The sequence below is a fragment of the Propionibacterium acidifaciens DSM 21887 genome (assembly GCF_000426605.1).
Lineage (GTDB): Bacteria > Actinomycetota > Actinomycetes > Propionibacteriales > Propionibacteriaceae > Propionibacterium > Propionibacterium acidifaciens.
Genome location: NZ_AUFR01000012.1, coordinates 1 through 22,406 on the forward strand (window position 1 = coordinate 1; position 22,406 = coordinate 22,406).

A 22,406-nucleotide genomic window follows, 5' to 3' on the forward strand; every position below is an offset into this window, starting at 1 on the left:
TCGCCACTCGTGTACGCCCGAAAGCGCCTTACCGTTCGACTTGCATGTGTTAAGCACGCCGCCAGCGTTCGTCCTGAGCCAGGATCAAACTCTCCGTAAAAACCACCGGACCAGACCCACGAAGAACCCGGCCCGACAAAAACAACAAGAGAACAACCCCGACCCCATCCAGAAAAACCAGACAGGACAGAAAAGTCCACTCAAAGAAAAACCATGCCAGCCCACAACAGGCCAACACAGAAAACACTGACTGAAAAACACGCTGTTGAGTTATCAAGAAACAACCGCACAACACAACCAGAACCACACAAGCCCCAGCCACGCACACGACCCGAACAACCCACCAAAAAGCAGGCCACCCGAATCCCCACTTCACACCACCGCCCTGCGGCAGCTCGATCAATTCTAGGGAACCGACCGGTGGAAGTCAAGTCGACTCCTGCCCCGGGGACCGACACCGTCGGCCGCACGGAGTTCGGATGTCGTTGTCGACCTCCCACCCCACCGGAACCGATGACTCATGGCCGTCGGTCATCCGGTCGGACGGCCCCTGCTCGGCGGGTCTCGGGAAAGACCGCCTCGCGAGGGGCGAGAGAGAACGATACCCTCGAGCGTGGCACCGTGCAAGTCCATGGGTCATGGACCTCGGAAGGGATCCGTCGTGCCTTGTCAGGGCACGATGAGGCCCCCAACGGTGCGCTTGCCGCGGCGCACCAGGACGTACCTGCCGACGAGCAGGTCGTCCTCGTCCAGGCGCGCGTCGACGTCGGTGATCCGCCGGTTGTTCAGATAGGCGCCGCCCTCGGCGACGGCCCGGCGGGCGGCGGACCTCGAGGGCACCACTCCGCTGGCGGCGAGCGCCTCGGTGACGAGCGGCAGCCGGCCGTCGACCGGGCCGAGCTCGACGGCCCCGAGCTCGGCCATGACCATGGCGAGGGTCCCCTCGTCGAGGGCCCGCAGCTCGCCGCGGCCGAAGAGCGCCGCGGCGGCGGCCTCGGCGGCCTCGCGGGCCCGGACGCCGTGGACCAGGTCGGTGACGTCGTCGGCCAGGGCGTGCTGGGCCGCCCTCTTGAAGGGCGCCTCCCGGGTGAGCGCCTCGAGCTCGCCGATCTCGTCGCGGCTGCGCGAGGAGAAGATCTTGAGGTAGTCGACCACCTTGGCGTCCTCGGCGTTCAGCCAGAACTGGTGGAAGGCGTACGGGGAGGTTCGCTCGGGGTCGAGCCAGACGGCTCCACTCTCGGTCTTGCCGAACTTGGTGCCGTCGGCCTTCGTGAGAAGGGGCGTCACGAGGCCGTGGACGACGTCCCCGGTGGTGCGGCGGATGTAGTCGATGCCGGCGGTGATGTTGCCCCACTGGTCCTGGGCTCCGGTCTGGAGGGTGCACCCGTAGCGCTCGTGCAGGGCGGCGTAGTCGAGGGACTGGAGCAGGACGTAGCTGAACTCCGTGTAGCTGATGCCCTCGTCGAGCCGGCGGGCCACGACGTCGCGGGCCAGCATCCTGTTGACGCTGAAGTGCTTGCCGACGTCGCGCAGGAAGTCGAGGGCCGACATCTCAGCCGTCCAGTCGAGGTTGTTGACGATCTGGGCGGCGTTGGCCCCCTCGAAGCTCACGTAGCGGCTCACCTGGTCGCGCAGCGACTCGACCCAGCCCGCCACCGTCTCCTTGGTGTTCATGACGCGCTCGCCGGTCATCTTGGGATCGCCGATGAGGCCGGTGGCGCCGCCCACGAGCAGGAGCGGGCGGTGGCCGGCCTCCTGGAGCCGGCGGGCGAGGATGAGCTGCATGAGATGGCCGATGTGCAGGCTCGGCGCGGTGGGGTCGAAGCCCACATAACTCGTGACCATCCCCTCGTCGAGGTGGGCGGCGAGTGCCGCTTCGTCCGTGGTCGTCGAGATGAGGCCACGCCATGCCAGGTCGTCGAGGAGCGCATTCACCCGGTCAGCCTATGCCAGGGCGTCGGGCCGGGCGGACGGGGCGGGCGGGCCTGAGCCCCGCCCGGGCGGGGCTCAGGCCCGCCCGCCCCATGCGGCGGCGTCGCGGACGGCGTCCTCGACGGCGGCGAGCTGCTCGGCGACCCGCTGCGGGGCCGTGCCGCCGCGGCCGGAGCGCGAGGCGACCGAGCCGGTGATCGTCAGGACGTCGCGAACGGACGGCTCGAGGTGCGGGTCGATGCCGGCCAGCTGCTCGTCGCTCAGCTCGGACAGCTCCGACGAGTGAGCCTCGCAGAACTGGACGGCCCGACCGGTGATGTCGTGGGCGCGGGCGAAGGGGACGCCGCGACGGACGAGCCAGTCGGCCATGTCGGTGGCGAGGGAGAAGCCGCGCGGGGCGGCGAGCGCCAGACGCCCCTCGTCGAAGGCGAGGGTGCCGACCAGACCGGCGACGGCCGGGAGCAGGACGTGGAGCTGGTCGATGTCGTCGAACAACGGCTCCTTGTCCTCCTGGAGGTCGCGGTCGTAAGCGGTGGGGAGGCCCTTGAAGGTGGCCAGGAGGCCGGTGAGATTGCCGATCAGCCGGCCGGCCTTGCCCCTGGCCAGTTCGGCCACGTCAGGGTTCTTCTTCTGCGGCATGATGCTCGAGCCGGTGCTCCAGGCGTCGTCGAGCCGGGCGAAGCCGAACTCCGGGGTCGTCCAGGCGATGACGTCCTCGGACAGGCGCGAGAGATCGACGCCGATCTGCGCCAGGACGTAGGCGGTCTCGCTCACCAGGTCGCGGGCCGAGGTGCCGTCGATGGAGTTGAGCACGGAGTCCTCGAAGCCGAGGTCGTGGGCGACCTGCTCGGGATCGAGTCCGAGCGAGCTGCCGGCGAGGGCGGCGGAGCCGTAGGGGCTGACGGCCAACCGGCGGTCGAGGTCCCGGAAACGGTCGACGTCGCGCAGCAGCGGCCAGGCGTGGGCGAGCAGCTGGTGGGCGAGCAGGACGGGCTGGGCGGTCTGCATGTGGGTGCGACCCGGCATGATCGCCGACGGATGGGCGTGCGCCTGGGCGCACAGGGCGGAGACGACCCCGCAGACGTCGAGGGCGAGGGAGCGGATCTCGCGGCGCAGGTAGCTGCGGATGAGCGTGGCGATCTGGTCGTTGCGGCTGCGGCCGGCCCGAAGCCGGCCGCCGAGCTCGGGCCCGACCCGCTCGGTGAGGATCCGCTCGAGGGCCCCGTGGACGTCCTCGTCGGTGGGGGCCGGGTGCAGCCGCCCGTCGGCCAGCTCCTCGGCCATCCTCGCCAGGGCGGCGTCCATCGTGGCGTGCTCGGCATCGGTCAGCAGGCCGGCGGCGTGCAGGGCGCGGGCATGGGCGCGGGAGCCGGCGATGTCATCGGGGGCGAGGCGCCAGTCGAACCGGGTGGAGACCGACAGGGCGAACATCGCCTCGGCCGGACCGCCGGAGAAACGCCCGCCCCACAGAAAACCCTGCTGATGACCCTCGCTCATGCCCTCGCCTCTCGTGCTCGTCGTACGGCGCGTCCCGTCGCACCGCAGTGGATTCTACGGGGCCGGCGCCCCGGCCCCGCACGCGCTCGCCCGGAGGCGGGTCCGGCGGAGCGGACGTCCGAGGACGCCGCCCGGGCCCGCACCGCCCGTCCGCAGGCACGCGCTCCTCCAAGAGGCGGCGCCATCGACCGGGCGCCGTGGGAACGCCGTGCCCGGACGGGCCGCAGCCCCTTCGGGCACGGGTGCGCGCCGCCCGTCGTCGGCCCGGCGGCCCGCCCCGGCGCGCGGGCGTCGTCGGTGCCGACGACTCACCCCCGGTACGCGGGCGGACGGCCGGTCCGGGCCATCGCGAGGAAGTACTGGGCGACCGCCTGGCCGCCGTCCGGGCTCCGGGTGACGACCACGACGGTGTCGTCCCCGGCGATGGTGCCGAGGATCGCAGGCCGGCTCACGCGGTCGATGGCCGAGGCGACGTACTGGGCGGCGCCCGGCGGCGTCTTGATGACGAGCAGATTGGCCGAGGCCTCCGCCGAGACGAGCACCTCGGCGCAGATCCGGGCCAGCCGCTGCTCGCGCAGCGTCCGGTCCGAGGCGACGTCGAGGCCCGGCGGGGCGTACACGAGGACGCCCGCCGACGAGCGGACGCGCACCGCGCCGATGTCGAGCAGGTCCTTGCTGAGGGTGCCCTGGCTGACCCTGATCCCGTGCTCGGCCAGCATGTCGGCCAGCTCGTTCTGGGAGCCGATCTCATGGGCCTGGATCAGCTCCAGGATGAGGCCCTGGCGCGCGACCCTGCTGGATCCCGCCCGTTCCGAGGCGCTCGCGCTCACGGTCGCCCCCTCATGAGCGCTCCTGGGCCGTGTCGAGCAGACCCGGCAGAGCGGCGACGAAGGCGTCCAGCTGCCCGGCGGTGACGATGAGCGGCGGGGCGAGGCGCAGCACCGAGGGGCGCGGCGCGTTGATGATCCAGCCGGCGTCGAGGGCGGCATCGGCCGCCCCGGCGGCGATCGGCCGGTTGAGGACGATGCCGCGCAGCAGCCCCTGTCCGCGCACCAGGTCGATGCGGGGATCGCCGAGGGCCATGACCGCCCCGGCGAAGTGGGCGCCCAGCTCCTCGGACCGGTCGGCGAGCCGCTCATCCGCCATGACCCCGAGGACGGCGCACCCGACCGCGCAGGCGATCGGGTTGCCTCCGAAGGTCGTGCCGTGCTGGCCCGGGCCGAACAGGCCCGCCGCGTCGCCGAGAGCGATGCAGGCGCCGATCGGGTAGCCGTTGGCGAGGCCCTTGGCGACGGTGATGACGTCGGGCGCGATGCCGGCGCGCTGGTGGGCGAACCACCGGCCGCATCGGCACAGCCCCGTCTGGACCTCGTCGATCCACAGCAGGGCGCCGTGGGCGGCCGTGATGCGCCGGGCCGCGGGCAGGAAGTCCGGGCCCGGCTCGACGACGCCGTTCTCGCCCTGGACGGGCTCGAGGACGACGGCGGCGACCGTCTCGTCGACGGCCCGTTCGAGAGCGGGGACGTCGCCGTAGGGGACCCAGACGATCTCGCCCGGCAGTGGCTCGAAGGGCTCGCGGTAGTGCTCGTTGTGGGTGATCGCCAGGGCGCCCATCGTGCGCCCGTGGAAGGAGCCCTCCATCGCGACGATCCTGCCGCGGCCGGTGCGGCGGCTCAGCTTGAAGGCCGCCTCGTTGGCCTCGGTGCCGGAGTTCGCGAAGAAGACGCGGGCGGGCGTCCCGGGCGCATCGAGGGTCGCCAGCCCGACGAGCCGCTCCCCCAGCTCGATCTGGGGCGGGGAGGCGAAGAGGTTCGAGATGTGCCCGAGCGTGGCGGCCTGCCCGGAGATCGCCTCGAGGACGGCCGGGTGGGCGTGGCCGAGCGCGTGCACGGCGAGCCCGGCGAGCAGGTCGGTGTAGTGCCTGCCGTCGGCGTCCCACACGTCGGCGCCCCGCCCGCGCACGAAGACGCGCCGGGGATGGCCGAAGGTGTTCATGAGGGTCCTGTCGTAGCGCTCGCCCCAGGCCCGCTGGCTGGTGGCCGGGGCGTCGGAGTCCCTCCCGGTGACCTCATCGTTCACAGTTCCTCGTCCTCCTCGGCCCGGACCATCGTGCCGATGCCGTCGTTCGTGAAGATCTCCAGCAGCAGCGAGTGCTCGACGCGCCCGTCGATGACCGTGGCGCGTCTCACCCCGCCCTGCACGGCCCGCAGGCAGGCCTCCATCTTGGGGCGCATCCCCGAGACCAGGCCGGGCAGCAGCTCCTGCAGCTCGCCCGCGCTGATCTGGGTGATGACGTCCTCGCTGGCGGGCCAGTCCGAGTAGAGGCCGGCCACGTCGGTGAGCATGACGAGGCGCTCGGCGCCCAGCGCGACGGCCAGGGCGGCCGCCGCGGTGTCCGCGTTGACGTTGAAGACCTCCTCGTGCTCGCCGGGAGCGACGGTCGCGACGACCGGGATGCGGCCCGCGGCCATGAGGTCCTGGACGGCCTGGGGGTGCACGGTGGTGACCTCACCGACCTGGCCGAGCTCCATCGGCACGCCGTCGACCCTGACCTTCTTCGGTACGGCGGTGAACAGCCTGGCGTCCTCGCCGGACAGCCCGACCGCGTAGGGGCCGTGGTCGTTGATGAGGTTGACGAGCTCGCGTCCCACCTTGCCGACGAGCACCATGCGGACGATGTCCATCGCCTCGGGCGTGGTGACGCGCAGCCCGGCGCGGAACTCGCTGCGAATGTCGAGGCGCTTGAGCATCCGGCTGATCTGGGGGCCACCGCCGTGGACGACGACCGGCTTGACCCCGCAGCGACGCATGAAGACGATGTCCTCGGCGAAGGCTCGCTTGAGGTCGTCGTCGACCATGGCGTTGCCGCCGTACTTGATGACGATCGTCCGCCCCGCGTAGCGCTCGAGCCACGGCAGGGCCTCGATGAGCGTGCCCGCCTTGCCGATGGCCGCCTCCCGGTCGATGCTGCGCACCCTGCTCATGAGGAGTACTCCGCGTTCTCCTTGACGTAGCCGTACGTCAGGTCGTTGGTCCAGACCAGGGCCTGCTCGCCGCCGGCGTGCAGGTCGATGACGACCTCGACCCGGCGCGGGCGCAGGTCGACGAGCGAGCGGTCCTCGCCGATCGCGCCGCCACGGCAGACCATGACGCCGTTGAAGGAGACGTCGAGCTCGTCCGGCTCGAAGGCTGCGCTCGTCGTACCGACCGTGGAGAGCACGCGGCCCCAGTTCGGGTCGTTGCCGAAGACGGCGCACTTGAACAGGTTCGAGCGGGCGACGGCGCGCCCCACCTCGAGGGCGTCCGCCTCGCTCGCGGCGCCGCGCACGAGGATCTCGATGTCGTGCCCGCTGCCCTCGGCGTCGCCCAGGAGCTGGGCGCCGAGGTCGAGGCAGACGGTCGTGAGGGCGGCGGCGAACTCCCTCGTGTCGAGCGACACCCCGGAGGCGCCGGAGCTCAGGAGCAGCACGGTGTCGTTCGTCGACTGGCAGCCGTCGGAGTCGAGGCGGTTGAACGAGACCTCGGTGGCGGCGCGCAGCGCGGTGCGCGCCTGCTCGGCGTCGAGGACGGCATCGGTCGTGATGACGACGAGCATCGTGGCCAGGGCCGGGGCGAGCATGCCGGCGCCCTTGGCCATGGCGCCGATCGACCAGCCGTCGCCGGAGAGGACGGCCGTCTTCGGCCGGGTGTCGGTGGTCATGATGGCGCGGGCCGCATCGGCGCCGCCGTCGGCGGACAGCGCGGCGACGGCCGTCCCGACTCCCGGCAGCAGTCGGTCCATGGGCAGGCGCTCGCCGATGAGCCCCGTCGAGCAGACGGCGACGTCGTGGCTCGCCGTGCCGAGCAGGCCGGCCAGCGCGTCGGCCGTGGCCGCCGAGTCGGCCAGCCCCTCCTCTCCGGTGCAGGCGTTGGCGCCTCCGGAGTTGAGGACGACGGCCCGCAGCGCGCCGTCGGCGAGGACCTGTCGCGACCAGATGACCGGCGCGGCGCAGACCCGGTTCGAGGTGAAGACGCCAGCGGCGACGTCGTGGGGGCCGTCGTTGATGACGACCGCCAAGTCTGGCCGGTCGCCCGCCTTGAGGCCGGCGGCGACGCCGGCGGCGCGGAAGCCCTTGGGTGCGGTGACGGTCACGGTGCGACTCCCATCGTGGACAGGCCGGTCGTCTCGGTCAGTCCCAGCGCGAGGTTCATGGACTGCACGGCGCTGCCCGCCGTGCCCTTGGTGAGGTTGTCGAGGGCGGACACGGCGACCAGCCGGCCGGCCGCCTCGTCGACGGTCGCGTTGACGACGACCGAGTTCGAGCCGAGCACCGAGCCGCTGGCGGGCCAGACGCCCGGCGGCAGCACCCGGACGAAGGGCTCGTCGGCGTAGGCGCTCCGATAGCTCTCGTGCACCTGCTCCGCCGTGATCGACGGGTCGACCGGCGCGGTGATGACGGCGAGGATGCCGCGCTGCATCGGAGCGAGCAGCGGGGTGAAGCTGATCGAGGGCGATCGCGCCCCCAGGAGCTCGAGGTTCTGGAGGATCTCGGGGATGTGGCGGTGCGTGCCGCCCACCCCGTAGGCGCTCACCGAGCCGGCCGTCTCGGAGCCGAGCAGGTTCGGCCGGGGGTTGCGCCCGGCCCCGCTCGTGCCGGAGGCCGCGGCGATCGTGATGTCACGGCCGGCGATGAGGCCGCCGGTGAGGGCCGGCAGCAGGCCGAGCGTGCTCGTGGCGACGTAGCAGCCGCACACGGCGATCCGCCGGGCGCCCCTCAGCCGTTCGCGCTGGCCGGGCAGCTCGGGCAGGCCGTAGGGCCAGGCGCCGGCGTAGGGCGTGCCGTAGAAGGCCCTCCAGCGCTCGGCGCTCGTGAGGCGGTGGTCGGCGCCGCAGTCGATGACGAGGGTCTCGGCGGGCAGCAGGTCGGCGACGGCGGCCGAGGCGCCGTGCGGCAGGGCGAGGAAGACGACGTCGTGGCCGGCGAGGTTCTCGGCGGTGGTCTCCACGACGGGCCGGTCGTACAGGTCGAGGAGGTTGGGGTGGTGCTCGCCCAGGAGGGTCCCCGCGCTGGCCCCGGCGGTGAGCGCGCCGATCTCGATCATCGGGTGCCCGGCGAGGAGCCGGAGGACCTCTCCCCCGGCGTAGCCGGTGCACCCGGCGACTGCTGCTGTGTACGACATGAGCATAAGTATGCCACGGTGAAAATAACTATGCGATCTCGTCCGTGGCGGGACGGATTAGGGTGGAGCGCAGTCCGTTCCGACTGACGAGGATGCTCCGATGACCACATACAACCAGGCCTCCAGACTGCGCGGCGTGCGCTACGACGTGCGGGGCAGGAACATGATCGAGGCGCAGCGCATGGAGGCCGCCGGGCAGCGCATCCTCAAGCTCAACATCGGCAACCTCGCCCCCTTCGGCTTCGAGACGCCCGGCTCGGTGGTGCGCTCGATGGTCGCCCACCTGCCCGAGTCGGAGGGCTACTCGGACTCGCGCGGGATCTACTCGGCCCGCACCGCCGTGGCGAACTACTACCAGTCCAAGGGCCTCGACGTCGACGTCGACCAGGTCATGCTCGGCAACGGCGTGAGCGAGCTCATCTCGATCGTCCTGCAGGCCCTGCTGGACGTCGATGACGAGGTGCTCATCCCCGCCCCCGACTACCCGCTGTGGACCGCCCAGGTGACCCTGTGCGGGGGCCGGGCGGTGCACTACCTGTCGGACGAGTCGAACGGCTGGAACCCGGATCCGGCGGACATCGCCGCGAGGATCACTCCGCGCACGAAGGCGATCGTGCTCATCAACCCGAACAATCCGACCGGCGCCGTCTACAGCGGGCAGACGGTGCGGGGCATCGTCGAGCTGGCCCGCGAGCACGGGCTCATCGTCCTCTCCGACGAGGTCTACGAGAAGATCATCTACCACGGCGAGCACGTCCACGCGGCGGGCCCGGCCGGCGACGACGTCCTGTGCCTCACCTTCTCGGGCCTGTCGAAGGCCTACCGCGCCTGCGGCTTCCGCGCCGGCTGGCTGGCGGTCACCGGTCCGCTGGCCGCGGCCGAGGACCTGCTCGAGGGCCTGCACCTGCTGGCCAACATGCGCATGTGCGCGAACGTGCCCGCCCAGCACGCCATCCAGACCTGCCTGGGCGGCTACCAGTCGATCGACGCCCTCGTGGCCCCCGGCGGACGCTTCCACGACCAGATCATGCTGTCGCAGCGGCTGCTCGACGGGATCGAGGGCGTCAGCTGCGTACCGGCCGACGGCGCGCTGTACCTGTTCCCCCGCCTCGACCCCGAGCGCTTCCCCATCGAGGACGACGAGGAGTGGGCACTGGGCCTGCTGCGCCGCAAGAAGATCCTCATCAGCCACGGGCGCGGCTTCAACTGGCCCGACCCGGACCATTTCCGCCTCGTGGCGCTGCCCGAGGAGAAGGTGCTGCGCGAGGCCCTCGCCCGCCTCGCCGAATACTGCGAGGAGACCCGCCGCGACTGAGCGCCCGGCCCCGCCCCGACCGTCCTCACCTCGCGGCGGGCGCATCGCCCCACAGCAGCCGGCGGCGCGCCAGCAGGTAGACCAGCAGCGCCGTGTCGGTGACGACCCAGGACAGCGGGTAGAGCAGGGCCACGCGCCCGACCGTGCCGAAGACCCGCGGCAGCGCCATGAGCAGCACCACCCGCAGGCCGCACAGGGCGCTGACGACGATGATCATCGGGGGCAGGGCGCGCCCGGCGCCGCGGATCGACGAGGAGACGACCTCCATGAGGGCGAAGAGCACGTAGCAGGGCGCGACGATGCGGGCGATCGTCGTGCCGCGCGCGATCACCTCGGGGTCGGCGGTGAACAGGCCGAGGACCGGGCGCACGCCGACGAGCAGAGCCCCGGCCAGGACGACCGTCACGACCGCCCCGATGAGGCAGCAGGCCCGCACCGCGCGCCGGGTGCGCGGCCGGTCCTCGGCGCCGAGGTTCTGGGCCACGCAGGTCGAGGCGGCCTGGCCGAGGGCCATGATGGGCATGTACATGAAGTTCTCGACGCGGAACCAGACGGTGAAGGCCGCGATGTCCCAGATGCCCAGCGCATTGATCCGGTACTGGACGGCGACATTGCTCAGCGTGATGACGAGGGCCTGCGCACCCGCCGGCAGGCCGATCGCGAGGATCTCGCGCAGCGTGACCGGGTGCAGGTGGAAGCGCGACAGGCGCAGCCGGTAGCGCTCGTCGAGGCGGCGCAGCGCGAGGAGGACGAGCCCGGCCGCCAGCGTCTGCGACAGGAGCGTCGCCACGGCGGCACCGCCGATCCCCCAGCGCAGGACGACGATGAACAGGGCGTCGACGAGGACGTTCACCACGCCGCCCACGAGCTGGCAGCGCATCGGGGTGAGCGAGTCGCCCAGGGCGCGCAGGACCCCCGATCCCATGTTGAACAGGACGACGCTCACCAGGCCGAGCAGGTAGATGCGCAGGTAGACCACGGCCGACGGCACGATCTCCGGCGGCGTGCCGAGCCGGGCCATGAGGGCGGGGGCGAGGGCGATCATCACGGGGATGAGGACGAGGCCGCCGGCGAGGCCGAAGGTGAGCGCGGTGTGCATGACGCGCTCGACCTCGTTGTGCCGGCCGGCGCCGAAGTGCCCCGCGATGAGCACGCCGGTGCCCGTGCCGAGCCCCGTGAAGATGCCGACGAGGCAGGTGACGACCAGGCCGCTGGCGCCGACCGCGGCGGCCGCCCCGGTGCCCAGGACGTGGCCGACGAACATGAGGTCGACGGTGCTGTAGAGCAGCTGGATGAGCGCGGCGCCGAGCAGCGGCAGGGCGAAGAGGACGATCCCCGGCGCCAGCGGACCGGCCGTCAGGTCGACGACCCGGGCCCGGCGCCCGCCGAGTCCCGGCGCCGCCGTCATCGACCGTCCCCGGCGCCGGACGCGGGACGGGCCACGAGGTGCCCGGGGGCGATCTCGACGAGCGGGCCGTCGGCGGCCTCGTCCTGCGGCCGGGGGCGGGATCCGCCCCCGGGCTCCCGGCCGAGGTGGCCGTCGCGGTCGCGCAGGTCGAGCACGGACGCCAGGAGCCTGCGCGTGTAGGGGTGCCGGGCCCGTTCGACGAGGCCCTCGGCGGGCAGCTGCTCGACGACGCGGCCGCGGTGCATGACGAGGATCGTCGTGGCGAAGTGGGCGACGAGCGCCAGGTCGTGGCAGACGAAGCCGATGGCGATGCCGCGCTCGTCCTGCAGCCGGGCCAGCAGGGCCATGATCTCGGCCTGGGCGCTCACGTCGAGCGCGCTGGTGGCCTCGTCGCACAGGAGCACCTGCGGGTCGAGGGTGAGCGCCCGGGCGATGGCGCAGCGCTGGAGCTGGCCGCCGGACAGCTGGTGGGGGCGGCGCGTCACGAGGTGCTCGGACAGGCCGACGAGGCGGAGCATCTCACGGGCCCGCGGGACGACCTCGCGGCGCCCGATCGCGTCGTAGTTGATGAGCGGGGCGCAGACCGCCTCAGCGATGCGCATGCGCGGGGCGAAGGAGCCCAGCGGGTCCTGGAAGACCATCTGCACGTGGCGGCGCACCTCGCGCAGGAGCGAGCCGCGCACGTCCTGGATCTCCTGCTCGCCGAGGAGCACCCGGCCGCTCGTGGGCCTCTCGAGGCCGGTGAGCATGCGCAGCAGGGTGCTCTTGCCCGAGCCGGACTCCCCCACGATCGCGACCGTCCGGCCCTGCGTCAGCTCGACGGAGACGTCCTCGCAGGCGGTGAGGCTCCCGCCGCCCGGGGTGCGGAAGGTCTTGGTGAGCCCCTCGGCGCTCATCGCAGGCGTGGACACGTTCGTCTCCTCACAGCGACGGCATGCTGGCCAGCAGCGATGCCGTGTACTCATGGGTGGGGTGGTCGATGACCCGCTCGGTCGGCCCGAGCTCGAGGACGCGCCCGGCGCGCATGACCATGATCCGGTCGGCCATGTGGGCGGCCACGCCGAGGTTGTGGGTGACGATCATGATCGCCGTGCCCTCCTCGCGGCGCAGGGCGAGCATCTGGCGGACGATCTCGGCCTGCATCGTCACGTCGAGGGCGCTCGTCGGCTCGTCGGCCAGGAGCAGGGCCGGGCTGAAGGTCATCGCCATGGCGATGCCGACCCGCTGGCGCATGCCGCCGGACAGCTCGAAGGCGTAGGAGCCCATGACGCGGTGCGGGTCCGGCAGCGCCATGCGCCCGAGCATGGTCTCGGCGCGCTGCCGGGCCCGCGCCGCCGAGCAGCCCGGCTCGGCCGTGCGGATGTACTCGACGAACTGGCCGCCGATGCGCCGCACGGGGTTGAGCATCGCCCCGGTGTCCTGGAAGACCATCGCCATGCGGTGCCGGCGCAGGTCGAGCCACTGCGCCCGGCCCAGGCCGACCAGCGAACGCCCCTCGAAGACGACGTCGCCGGCGCTGATCCTGCCGCTGGCCGGCAGCAGGCCGAGGACGGAGCGGATCACCGTGGTCTTGCCCGAGCCGGACTCCCCCACGACGGCCACGATCTCCCCGGGCGCCACGTCGACGCTCACGTCGACGACGGCGAGCGCCCCGTCGTAGCTGACGGTCATCCCGCAGACGCGGAGCAGCTCGTCGCGCGCCGCGCCGCCGCGCGACGCCGCATCGTCCGCCGCGCCCCTCCCCGAGGGCCCCTCCGGCCCAGGCCCGCTGCCCGTCATCGCCGCCGACTCACTTCGCCGGCTTGAAGGCGCTCGTGATCCAGTAGTAGTCCGCGGTCGAGACGCTCGCATCGCTCACGGCCTTCGTGTTCGAGCACATGTTGCTGTTGTAGTAGCCGTGCACGAGGACCGCCGCGTCGTCGATGAGGATCTGCTGGAGGCGCACATAGATCTTCTTGCGCTCGGCCGTGTCGAGCTGGGTGGCCAGCTGCTCGTACAGCGAGTCGTACTCGTCGTTGTGGTAGGCGCAGTAGTTGGCCCCGCTCCTGGAGTACCAGTTGGCCAGGTAGCTGTAGGGCTCGCCCTCCTGGGCCGTCATCCAGTTGCTGGAGTTGAGGTCGTACTCGCCGGCGACGAGCTTGTTCCACTCGGTGTCGGCGTCGAGCTTGGTGACCGTCGCCTGGATGCCGATCGAGGCGAGCTGGCTGGCCACGGCCTCGGCCATGACCGACAGGTTCCGGGACTCGTAGGTGAGGTAGTCCAGGTTGATCTTCGTGCCGTCGAGCTCGCGGAAGCCGTCGCCGTCGGAGTCGACGATGCCCGCGGCGTCGAGGATCTGCTTGGCCCTCTCGGGGTCGTGGGGCGTGGCGTCGGTGAGCTGGTCGTAGCCGAAGTCGAGCGAGGAGGGGACGACCGAGCAGCCCGCGGTGTACAGGCCGCCGACCGTCGTCCCGGTGATCGTCGCGTCGTCGACCGCCATGAGGACGGCCCTGCGCAGGTCCTTGTTGGCGAGCGGGCGGCCCTCGGCGGCGTTGAGGTACGAGAAGCCCGTGCGCATGCCGATCGTCTGCGAGACCGAGTAGGTGGAGTCGTTCCGCAGCGTCTCGAGGTCGGACATGGCCGTGATGTTCTCGGTGACGTCGACGTCGCCGGACTGCAGGGCCATGAACTTGGTGAGGCTCGAGGAGTCGTCGATGAAGATGACGTGGACGCTCTCGTAGGGCACCTCGCCGTTCCAGTAGTTGGTGTTGCGGACGAGCTTGACGTCCTGGCCCGAGTTGAACTCGGTGACGGCGTAGGGGCCGGTGCCGATCGGCTTCTCGCCGAGGTTCTCGCTGCCGGCGATGTCGAGGATCTCGAACAGCGGATTGGCCAGGGCCGCCGAGAGGTCGGCCGACGGGCTCCCGGTCACGATGGTCACGGTGCGGGCGCCGTCGTCGGGCGTGATCGAGACCGGCTTCATGAAGGTCGACGGCGCGGACGAGCCCTCGGAGCCCTCCTTGTCGAACATGTGCTGGAGGGACTCGGCGACCTTCGTGGCGGTCACCTCGGTGCCGGTGGAGAACTTGAGCCCCTCGCGCAGCGCGATCGTCCACGTGAGGTGCTCGTCGTCGGGCGTGCAGGACTCGGCCAGGTACGGCTGGGGCACCATCTTCTCGTCGAACTTGAACAACGACTCGCCGATGCCGTAGCGCATGCACGCCCAGGCGGCGTTGGGCTGGTTCGACGGGTCGAGGGACTCCTTGGAGAAGTTGGTGCAGCCGAACTTCAGCTCGGTGCCGCTCGAACCGCCGGAGTCGGACGACGAGCAGCCGGTCAGTCCGAGGCCGGCGACGACGGTTCCGGCCGCCGAGGCGGCCAGCAGGCCGCGGCGGGTGACGATGATTCCCTGCATCTCAATGCGCTCCTTCACGGTGGTGGGTGGTGGGTCAGGCCAGTGGGGCCGTGGTGAGTTCCACGACGGCCTCGTCGGGGCCGGCATGGCGGGGATCGAGGACGTCGCGCAGCGCGTCGCCCAACAGGTTGAAGACGATGACGGTGACGCAGATCGCCGCGCCGGGGAAGATCATGAGCCAGGGCGAGTCGAGCAGGTAGGCGCGGCCCTCGTTGAGCATGAGGCCCCACTCGGCCTGCGGCGGCTGGGCGCCGAAGCCGAGGAAGGACAGGCCGGCCAGCTCGAGCATCATCGTGCCGATGTCGGTCGCGGCGGTGATGACGAGCGTCGGCAGGGCGTTCGGCAGCAGGTACCGGCGGATGAGGCGGCCCGGACGGGCACCGGTGAGCTCGGCGGCCGTCACGAAGTCGCTGTGGCGGATCTTCAGCACGAGGCTGCGCGCCAGCCGGGCGTACTTGGTCCAGCTGACGACGGCCAGGGCGATGATCGCATTGCGGATGCTGGCCCCCATGAGGCCGGCCACTGCGATGGCCAGGACGATCCCGGGGAAGGAGATCATCATGTCGGAGACCCGCATGATGACCGCGTCGACGAGGCCGCCCGCGTAGCCGGCGATGACGCCGAGCAGCGAGCCGACGACGGAGATGACGAGGACGAGGACGATCGAGGCGGCCAGCGAGACGCGGGTGCCGTAGATGACGCGCGAGGCCATGTCGCGGCCGAGCTTGTCCGTGCCGAACCAGTGCTGCGCGCTCGGCCCCTGGAAGGCCTCCGCCAGGTTGGCCTCGTAGGGGCTCATGGGGGCGATGACGCCGGCGAGCAGGGCGACCAGGACGATGACCAGGGCCAGCGCCGCGTGGACGCAGAACGCCCGGTGCGCGCCGAGGAAGCGACGGATGCGGTGCGATGGGCTCATGACCGGGCTCCTCGGCGGACGCGGGGATCGAGTCGGGCGTAGGAGACGTCGACCACCAGGTTGATGACCATGTAGATCAGCGCGATCCACAGCACATAGGTCTGCACGAGCGGGTAGTCGTACGAGGTGACGGCGGTGACCGCCATGTTGCCCAGACCGGGATAGGAGAAGACGACCTCGACGACCGCCGTGCCGCCCAGCAGCGAGCCGAGCGACAGGCCCAGCAGGGTGATGAGGGGCAGCTGGGCGTTGGGCAGGACGTGCCGGGTGAGGATGGCGCGCTCGGAGAGGCCGCGCGCCCGGGCGCCGACGACGTAGTCCTGGCCGAGCTCCTCGAGGACGGCCGTGCGCACCTGCCGGGTGTACTTGCCGATCATCGCGAAGGCCAGGGTCGCGGCCGGCAGGATGAGCCTGTCGAGGCCCTGCCCCGTCGAAACGACCGGCAGCCAGCCGAGTTTGAGGGCGACCGCCCAGATGAGGAGCAGGCCGAACCAGAAGTTCGGCATCGAGATGCCCAGGAAGCTGAAGCCGCGGACGAGGCGGTCGGCGATGCCGCCCCGGCGCACCGCGGCGAGCATGCCCAGCGGGACGGCGACGACGAGCATGAGCAGCAGGGAGGCCAGCGAGAGCTTGATGGTCGGCCACAGGCGGACGAGCATGAGATCGGCGACGGGCTTGTTCAGCGAGTACGAGGTGCCGAAGTCGCCGTGCAGGCAGTTGCCGAGCCAGGTGACGTACTGCACGAGGAAGGGCTTGTCGAGGCCGAGGCGCACCCGCATCTGATCGACCATCTCGGGGGTGGGCGTGATCCCCTGACTGGTGTACACGGCCTGAGCGGGATCGCCGGGCGCCAGCCAGACGAGCGTGAAGGTGATGAAGCTGATGCCCACCAGCACGATGAGGATCTGGCCCAGCCGTCGGGCCAGCCATCTGGGGTCCACGGGTCGAAGTCACCTCACGATCATGACGAGTGCCGTTCGTCACAACCGGATTCTCGTGACCCCGCGAGGGGCGCCCGGTCGCCAAGTGCCGCGGCGACGCGGAACGGTTCCCAGGCAGGTCTTCTGACTCGCGCCCCGGGGCGGTTGCCCCGACGGGCCCTCGACCTTCCCGACGGACGGTGGCCGGCTCACGCCGATGAGGACCCGGGACGCTCACAGCGGCGGTCCCGTCCGCGATTCCCACGCGGTTCCCTATTCTCCCGGACGACCCGTCGGGCCGGCCGGGCACCTGGGGGCGCTGCGCACGGGGGTGCGCAGCAACCCTTGCTTCGCGACAGCAGAGTACCAGCTGCCGCCGCCCCCGCACGCCGGACGCCCGCGATCGGGCACTCACCCGGGGCGAGCGCTGGACGGGGGCGCCGGACGGCGCCCGTGAGGCTCACGCCTCCCGGAACCCTCGACCGCGGGGCTCACGCCTCGCGGGGCACCGCGCCGAGGCGCTCGACGGCGAGCCGCACGGCGCCGTCGCGGGCCGCCGCCGCCTCGGCCTGGGTGAGCGTCCGGTCGGGCCCGCGCAGGCGCAGGCCGTAGGCGAGCGACTTGCGGCCCTCGCCGATCTGCGGGCCCCGGAAGACGTCGAAGAGCGCGATCGACTCGAGCAGCTCGCCTGCGCCCTCGACGAGGGTGGCCTCGACCTCGGACGCGGGGACCCGCTCGTCGACGATGAGGGCGACGTCCTCCTTGGCCAGCGGGAAGCCGCTCAGCGCGGTGACCTCGCCGCCGCCGGGCGCGCAGGCCACGAGCAGGTCGAGGTCGAGCTCGACGGCGCAGGTCCGTTCCGGCAGCCCGTGGGCCCTGATGACCTCGGGGTGCAGCTCGCCAGCGGCGCCGAGGACGACCCGCTCGCCGCCCGCGCCGCGCACCGACAGTTCGGCGCACCGGCCGGGGTGCCAGGGGGCGATCGACGCGGCCCTGCGCTCCAGCGTCAGGCCGAGCGTCGCGGCCGCGGTCTGGGCGAAGTGCACCGCATGGGTCCAGTCCGCCGGGACGGCGGCGTGGTCCCAGCCGCCGGGCAGCCACTGGCCGGTGAGCACCGCGGCGATCATGCGGGGCTGGTCGGGCAGTGCCGCGCGGATCGCGGCGATCTCGGCGTCGGAGGGACGATGGTCGACCTCGGGCATCGGGGCCGCCGGGGCGGGCCCGCCCCGGAAGACCGAGCCGGCCTCGAAGAGGGCCAGGTCGTCCTGGCTGCGCGAGATGTTGCGCCGGGCGGCGGCGAACAGCCCCGGCAGGAGGGTCGTGCGCAGGTACGGGGCGGTGTCGGCGAGCGGATTGGCCAGCCGCACGAGGCGGCGCCGCTCGTCGTCGTCGGGCAGCCCGAGGCCGTCGAGCTCGGAGTCGGAGAGGAAGGGCAGCGTGATGACCTCGACGAAACCGGCCCCGGCCACCGCGGCGCTGACCGCGCGGCGGGCGCGCTGGGCGGGGCTGAGGCCCCGGCCGGCGACGGCGCGGGGCACCCTCGGCTCGATGACGTCCAGGCCGAGCTTGCGGCCGACCTCCTCGACGTAGTCGTAGGGATCGCGCAGGTCGGTGCGCCAGGTGGGCGGGGTCAGGGCGAGTGAGGAGCCCCGCCTGCGGACCTCGACGCCGGCGGCGCGGAGCACCTCGACGACGCGGTCGGCGTCGATGCGGGCGCCCAGGATGTGCGCGGGCAGACCGGCGTCGATCGTCAGGGACGGCGGCTGGGGCACTCGGCCGACGACGGTGACGCCCTCGGCGATCGTGCCGCCGGCGTACTCGGCGAACAGTCGGGCGGCCATCCGTGCCGCGGCGCAGGCCACGCCCGGGTCGACCATGCGCTCGAAGCGACGGGAGGCCTCCGAGGGCAGCTTGTGGCGCCGGTAGGTGCGCCCGATCGTGCCGGGCGAGAAGTGGGCCGCCTCGATGACGACGTTCGTCGTCCCGTCGTTCAGCTCGGTGGTCCGGCCGCCCATGACGCCCGCCAGGCCGATGGGGCCCGAGTCGTCGGTGATGAGCAGGTCCTCGGCGCTCAGGGTGCGCTCGACGTCGTCGAGCGTGGTGAGCCGCTCGCCGGCGGCGGCCCTGCGCACGACGATCGGGCCCAGCAGCGCGTCGGCGTCGTAGCCGTGCAGCGGCTGGCCCGACTCGAGCATGACGTAGTTGGTGATGTCGACGGGCAGGCTGATCGCGCGCATGCCGGCGGCCTCGAGCCGGTGGCGCATCCACGTCGGGGTGGGCGCGTGCGGATCGATGCCGTTGACGCACAGGGCGACGAACAGCTGGCAGTCGTCCGACTCGACGCGCACCGGGTAGGCGTCCTGGGCCGGGTCGGGCACGCGACGCGAGTAGAGGTCGTTGTAGGGCACATCGAAGGCCTGCGCGGCCTCGCGGGCCAGGCCCCGCATCGACAGTGCATGGCCCAGGTCGGGGGTCACGTCGATGTCGAGGACCTCGTCGGGAACGCCGAGCAGCGCCATCGCGTCGGAGCCGAGACCGGCCCGGGCCGCCTCCGCCGGCGGGAGCACGATGATGCCGGTGCGGTCCTCGCCGATGCCCAGCTCGTCGGCGGCGCAGATCATGCCGTCGCTCATGTGCCCGTAGGTCCGGCGGGCGCTGATCCCGAAACCGCCGGCCAGCATCGCGCCGGGCAGCGAGACGACGACGTGGTCGCCCTTGGCGAAGTTGCTGGCGCCGCAGACGATGCCGCGGGCGTTCTCGATCTCGGGGTTGACCTCGGAGTCGTTGAACGGGCCCACGTCGACGCGGCACCAGCGGATGGTTTTCCCGTTGCGCTGGGGTTCCTCGACGAAGTCCAGGACGCGGCCGACGACGACCCGGCCGCTCACGTCGGCGCCGACGGTCTCGACGTGCTCGACCTGCAGACCCATCCGGGTGAAGGCGTCCGCCACCTGGGCGCAGGTCACGCCGTGCGGGAGCTCCACCAGATCGCGGAGCCAACTCATCGGCGCCCTCATCGCGCACCCCCCACCAGCGAACGACTGAATCTCACGTCGCCCTCGACGAAGTCGCGCAGGTCGGGGGCGTTGTTGCGGAACATGACGGTGCGGTCGACGCCCATGCCGAAGGCGAAGCCGGAGTAGACGTTCGGGTCGATGCCGGCGGCGACGAGCACGCGCGGGTTGACGACGCCGCAGCCGCCCCACTCGATCCACCCCTCGGAGCGGCAGGCGCGGCAGGGGCGCTCGGGGTCCCCGACCGAGGAGCCGTGGCAGACGAAGCACTCGAGGTCGACCTCGGCGCTCGGCTCGGTGAACGGGAAGTAGTGCGGGCGCAGGCGCGTGCGGATGTCGCCGAACATGGCCTTGGCCAGGTGGTCGAGGGTGCCCTTGAGGTCCCCCATCGTGATGCCCCGGTCGACGGCCAGGCCCTCGAGCTGGTGGAAGACGGGCAGATGGGTGGCGTCGTACTCGTCGGCGCGGAACACCTTGCCGGGGCTCACGACATAGACCGGGAGCGCGCGGTCGAGCAGGGTGCGCACCTGCACCGGCGAGGTCTGGGTGCGCATGATCGTGTGACCGCTCGGCGGATCGACGAAGAGCGTGTCGCTCATGAAGCGCGCCGGGTGATCGGGGGTGAAGTTCAGGGCGTCGAAGTTGAGCCACTCGGCCTCGAGCTCGGGCCCCTCGACGACCTCCCAGCCCATGGCGACGAAGACGTCGCACATGCGGTTGATGAGGGCGGTCAGCGGATGCTCGGCGCCCACCGGGTGCTCGACCACCGGGAGGGTCACGTCGACGCGCTCGGCCTCCAGCCTGGCCGCCAGCTCGGCGGCCTCGAGCTCGGCGGCGCGGGCCGCCAGGGCCTCGTTGACGCGGCCGCGGGCCCTGCCGATGAGCCGGCCGGCGTCCTTGCGCCGCTCCTTGGGCATGGAGCCGATGCTGTGGTTGGCGAGCGCCAGCGGCGACCTGTCCGCGGCGTGCGTCTGGCGCACCGCCTTGAGCTGCGCCGAGTCGGCCGCGGCGGCGATGGCCCCGAGGGCGTCGTCCACCATCCGCTCGATCTGCTCCGGGTCCAGCGACTCGCTGGTGCTGTCTGGCCCTGCCATGGGCTCCCCTCTTTCGTTCCGAACGGGCCGGCGCGGGCCGGCCGCACCCGACAAGTCTAGGGGCCGGCCCGGCAGGCCACCGCCCCGACTCGGGGAGCGGGACCGTCCTCAGTCCCCGGCGGGTCCGCCGCGGCCCGGATCCCCCGGCCGGCGCGTCGACTGCCTGCGCCCGAGCCAGAACAGCCAGCCCGCGGCGACGGCCGAGGCGACGAGCAGGACCGCCACGAGGACGTTGACGAACGCGCTCATCGCCGCGCCGCCCGCCGCTGCGCGCCGGCTGAAGCGTACAGGCAGATCGCCGCCGCCGTCGACAGGTTGAGGCTCTCGGCGCGGCCCCACATCGGCACGGCGACCGTCCGGTCGGCCGCGTCGAGCAGCGCGTCGGGCAGGCCCCACGCCTCGTTGCCCAGCAGCCAGGCGGTCGGGCGGGCCAGCTCGCCGCGGGCGTCGAGTTCGTCGAGGGGCTCCCCCGCCGCGTCGGCGGCCAGGACCCTCATGCCGTGGGCGTGCGCCCACGCGATCGCCTCGTCCTCCTCGACGTCGGTGACGACCGGCAGGTGGAGGAGGCTGCCGACCGAGGCGCGCACGGTCTTGGGATTGGTGACGTCGACCGAGCCCCGGGTGAGGACGACGGCGTCCGCGTCGAAGGCGTCGGCGCAGCGCACGACGGTGCCGGCGTTGCCGGGGTCTCGGACCTGCGCGCAGAGGACGACGAGACGCGGCCGGACCAGCTCGGACAGCACGGCCCGCGGCCAGCGGCAGACGGCCACGACGCCCTGCGGCGTGACCGTGCCGCACAGCGAGCGCAGCTCCTCGGGACCGGCCCGCACGACCTCGACCCCGCGGGCCAGAGCCATGAGCTCGCCGTGGTGCCCGGGGTCGTCGACGATGAGCCGGACGACCGTGCCCGGGCGGCGCAGCGCCTCGCGCACCGGCTGGGCGCCCTCGGCGAGGAACAGGCCCGTCTCGGCGCGGGCCCGCCGCTGCAGGAGACGACGAGTCGAGCGCAGCGCCCCCTTCGAGAGAGGAGGGGCATCGGCGCCCGGCCCGTCGTCCACGGCCTCCGTCGGCACGGCCGGATCAGGCCGCGCTGGCGGCGGGCTGGTTCTCCTTGGCGACCTTCACCAGGGCCGAGAAGGCGGCGGGGTCGCTGACGGCGAGGTCGGCGAGGATCTTGCGGTCGACCTCGATGCCAGCGGTCCTCAGACCGCTGATGAAGCGGTTGTAGGTCATGCCCTCGGCGCGGGTCGCAGCATTGATGCGCTGGATCCACAGCGAGCGGAAGTCGCCCTTGCGGGCCTTGCGGTCGCGGAACGAGTAGGTGCCCGAGTGCAGCACCTGCTCCTTCGCCTTGCGGTAGAGGCGCGACCGCTGGCCGCGGTAGCCAGAGGCCTGCTCGAGGATCTCGCGGCGCTTCTTCTTCGCGTTCACTGCGCGCTTGACGCGTGCCATGGTTCTACTCCTTGCTTGGGATCAGATGGGGGCCGCGGCCTCAGATGCCGAGCATCCTGCGGGCCTTCTTGGCGTCGCCCTTGGCGAGCGTCGCGTCGACCGAGAGGCGACGGGTGCGCCTGGTGGGCTTGTGCTCGTTGAGGTGGGCCTTGCCCGCGCGAGCGTGCACGAGCCTGCCGCTGCCGGTCACCTTGAAACGCTTCTTCGCACCGGTGTGCGTCTTCATCTTGGGCATCTGTCGCTCCATTCACTTCGTCCGGCGTCCACCGACGCCGGCTGCTCCTCGGATCGGCCTGCGGGCCGG

The 22,406-nt window shown here is 72.1% G+C and carries 20 protein-coding genes, 1 rRNA gene and 1 riboswitch; of the genes, 1 reads left to right on the top strand and 20 read right to left on the bottom strand.

Annotated elements, in window-relative coordinates:
• The 8 genes from K336_RS0105640 to argC form a co-directional block, all read right to left on the bottom strand.
• Positions 1-100, bottom strand: a 16S ribosomal RNA gene (locus K336_RS0105640); the annotation flags it as partial.
• A 569-nt stretch (positions 101-669) separates the two neighbouring features.
• Positions 670-1,935, bottom strand: coding sequence for a tyrosine--tRNA ligase (gene tyrS / locus K336_RS0105645; RefSeq protein WP_028706507.1), 1,266 nt, complete (start codon positions 1,933-1,935; stop codon positions 670-672).
• A gap of 72 nt (positions 1,936-2,007) precedes the next feature.
• Entirely contained in the window at positions 2,008-3,429 is a 1,422-nt protein-coding gene (argH, locus tag K336_RS0105650; protein ID WP_028706508.1) for an argininosuccinate lyase, read from the bottom strand.
• Positions 3,430-3,737: 308 nt separating this feature from the next.
• Positions 3,738-4,259: an arginine repressor gene (locus K336_RS0105655; RefSeq protein ID WP_028706509.1), complete on the bottom strand. Its 522-nt coding sequence runs from the start codon at positions 4,257-4,259 to the stop codon at positions 3,738-3,740.
• Positions 4,260-4,269: 10 nt separating this feature from the next.
• Complete coding sequence (locus tag K336_RS0105660) at positions 4,270-5,508, bottom strand: acetylornithine transaminase (RefSeq protein WP_028706510.1); 1,239 nt, start codon at positions 5,506-5,508, stop codon at positions 4,270-4,272.
• Positions 5,505-6,413, bottom strand: coding sequence for an acetylglutamate kinase (gene argB, locus K336_RS0105665; protein ID WP_028706511.1), 909 nt, complete (start codon positions 6,411-6,413; stop codon positions 5,505-5,507). Before argB ends, K336_RS0105660 begins: the two co-directional genes overlap by 4 nt.
• A complete protein-coding gene (gene argJ, locus K336_RS0105670; protein WP_021796669.1) occupies positions 6,410-7,561 on the bottom strand; it encodes a bifunctional glutamate N-acetyltransferase/amino-acid acetyltransferase ArgJ in 1,152 nt (383 codons plus the stop codon). Before argJ ends, argB begins: the two co-directional genes overlap by 4 nt.
• Entirely contained in the window at positions 7,558-8,589 is a 1,032-nt protein-coding gene (gene argC, locus K336_RS0105675; RefSeq protein ID WP_028706512.1) for an N-acetyl-gamma-glutamyl-phosphate reductase, read from the bottom strand. The genes argJ and argC overlap by 4 nt, the downstream gene beginning before the upstream one ends.
• A gap of 100 nt (positions 8,590-8,689) precedes the next feature.
• On the opposite strand from argC, the gene K336_RS0105680 reads away from it, so the two are divergent.
• The gene (locus tag K336_RS0105680) at positions 8,690-9,904 is read left to right on the top strand and encodes a pyridoxal phosphate-dependent aminotransferase (protein ID WP_028706513.1); all 1,215 of its coding nucleotides are present in this window, start codon (positions 8,690-8,692) and stop codon (positions 9,902-9,904) included.
• 25 nt (positions 9,905-9,929) lie between these two features.
• Here K336_RS0105680 and K336_RS0105685 read toward each other — a convergent pair whose 3' ends face one another.
• The 12 genes from K336_RS0105685 to rpmI all read right to left on the bottom strand — a co-directional run bounded on the left by K336_RS0105685 (position 9,930) and on the right by rpmI (position 22,337).
• A complete protein-coding gene (locus tag K336_RS0105685; protein WP_028706514.1) occupies positions 9,930-11,312 on the bottom strand; it encodes an MATE family efflux transporter in 1,383 nt (460 codons plus the stop codon).
• Entirely contained in the window at positions 11,309-12,223 is a 915-nt protein-coding gene (locus K336_RS14765) for an ABC transporter ATP-binding protein (RefSeq protein WP_021796673.1), read from the bottom strand. Before K336_RS14765 ends, K336_RS0105685 begins: the two co-directional genes overlap by 4 nt.
• Positions 12,224-12,233: 10 nt before the next feature.
• Positions 12,234-12,983 carry an ABC transporter ATP-binding protein gene (locus tag K336_RS0105695; RefSeq protein ID WP_043120468.1) on the bottom strand — a complete coding sequence of 250 codons (750 nt, stop codon included), beginning with the start codon at positions 12,981-12,983 and terminating at the stop codon, positions 12,234-12,236.
• 118 nt (positions 12,984-13,101) lie between these two features.
• Positions 13,102-14,706, bottom strand: a complete 1,605-nt coding sequence (locus tag K336_RS0105700; RefSeq protein ID WP_021796677.1) for an ABC transporter substrate-binding protein — start codon at positions 14,704-14,706, stop codon at positions 13,102-13,104.
• Between the two features lie 34 nt (positions 14,707-14,740).
• Positions 14,741-15,622: a nickel transporter permease gene (gene nikC / locus K336_RS14770; RefSeq protein ID WP_081660621.1), complete on the bottom strand. Its 882-nt coding sequence runs from the start codon at positions 15,620-15,622 to the stop codon at positions 14,741-14,743.
• Positions 15,619-16,563: a nickel ABC transporter permease gene (gene nikB / locus K336_RS0105710; protein WP_021796675.1), complete on the bottom strand. Its 945-nt coding sequence runs from the start codon at positions 16,561-16,563 to the stop codon at positions 15,619-15,621. The genes nikC and nikB overlap by 4 nt, the downstream gene beginning before the upstream one ends.
• 96 nt (positions 16,564-16,659) lie before the next feature.
• Positions 16,660-16,871: riboswitch (cobalamin riboswitch) on the bottom strand.
• Between the two features lie 162 nt (positions 16,872-17,033).
• Positions 17,034-19,559, bottom strand: a complete 2,526-nt coding sequence (gene pheT, locus K336_RS0105715) for a phenylalanine--tRNA ligase subunit beta (protein ID WP_028706516.1) — start codon at positions 19,557-19,559, stop codon at positions 17,034-17,036.
• Positions 19,556-20,650, bottom strand: a complete 1,095-nt coding sequence (gene pheS, locus K336_RS0105720) for a phenylalanine--tRNA ligase subunit alpha (RefSeq protein ID WP_021796140.1) — start codon at positions 20,648-20,650, stop codon at positions 19,556-19,558. Before pheS ends, pheT begins: the two co-directional genes overlap by 4 nt.
• Positions 20,651-20,758: 108 nt before the next feature.
• Positions 20,759-20,899 carry a hypothetical protein gene (locus K336_RS18465; RefSeq protein ID WP_021796143.1) on the bottom strand — a complete coding sequence of 47 codons (141 nt, stop codon included), beginning with the start codon at positions 20,897-20,899 and terminating at the stop codon, positions 20,759-20,761.
• Entirely contained in the window at positions 20,896-21,723 is an 828-nt protein-coding gene (locus K336_RS0105730) for a TrmH family RNA methyltransferase (protein WP_233418730.1), read from the bottom strand. The genes K336_RS18465 and K336_RS0105730 overlap by 4 nt, the downstream gene beginning before the upstream one ends.
• Positions 21,724-21,730: 7 nt before the next feature.
• Positions 21,731-22,102 carry a 50S ribosomal protein L20 gene (gene rplT / locus K336_RS0105735; RefSeq protein ID WP_021796136.1) on the bottom strand — a complete coding sequence of 124 codons (372 nt, stop codon included), beginning with the start codon at positions 22,100-22,102 and terminating at the stop codon, positions 21,731-21,733.
• A 40-nt stretch (positions 22,103-22,142) separates the two neighbouring features.
• On the bottom strand, positions 22,143-22,337 hold the full coding sequence (rpmI, locus tag K336_RS0105740) for a 50S ribosomal protein L35 (protein ID WP_043119942.1): 195 nt from the start codon (positions 22,335-22,337) through the stop codon (positions 22,143-22,145).
• Positions 22,338-22,406 lie beyond the last annotated feature (69 nt).